Here is a 366-nt window from a genome sequence, read left to right as displayed (position 1 = left end):
CGCCGACAGCATCCACCCTCGCTTCGGCAAGGTCGCCGGCCGGTTTCCCGCCGCGGCCGGGTTTGCGGCACTGGGCGGCCTCTACGGCATCGGCCCGCTGACAGCTCGGCCGACAGAGGCCTCACACCACATCCTGGACACCTCCGGTCCCCGACACCGTCGCATGCCGCTGCCCAAGCCCACCGAACTCCACCTGATGACCGCCGCGGTCGGCAGCCACACCGAACTGAGCCGCGCGCGGCAGCACATGCCCCCCGACGCCTTCGACGACCACACCCTGGACCAGCTGCGCAGCGCCGCCGCATACGCAGACCTGGCCGGCGCTCTCGCGGCAGTCCTCGGCGACCGGTATGTCGCGGCACCCGA

The 366-nt window shown here is 72.4% G+C and carries 1 protein-coding gene; it reads left to right on the top strand.

Going from position 1 to position 366, the window contains the following annotated elements; translation table 11 throughout:
• Positions 1-163: 163 nt before the first annotated feature.
• On the top strand, positions 164-366 hold a 203-nt coding region (locus ACLZOT_RS50540), incomplete at its 3' end, for a hypothetical protein (RefSeq protein ID WP_416976062.1).

Source organism: Streptomyces sp. 4F14 (assembly GCF_048159485.1).
Classification (GTDB): Bacteria; Actinomycetota; Actinomycetes; order Streptomycetales; family Streptomycetaceae; genus Streptomyces.
Note: the sequence above shows the minus strand (reverse complement) of the source record. Positions and strands in the feature narration are given on the sequence as shown.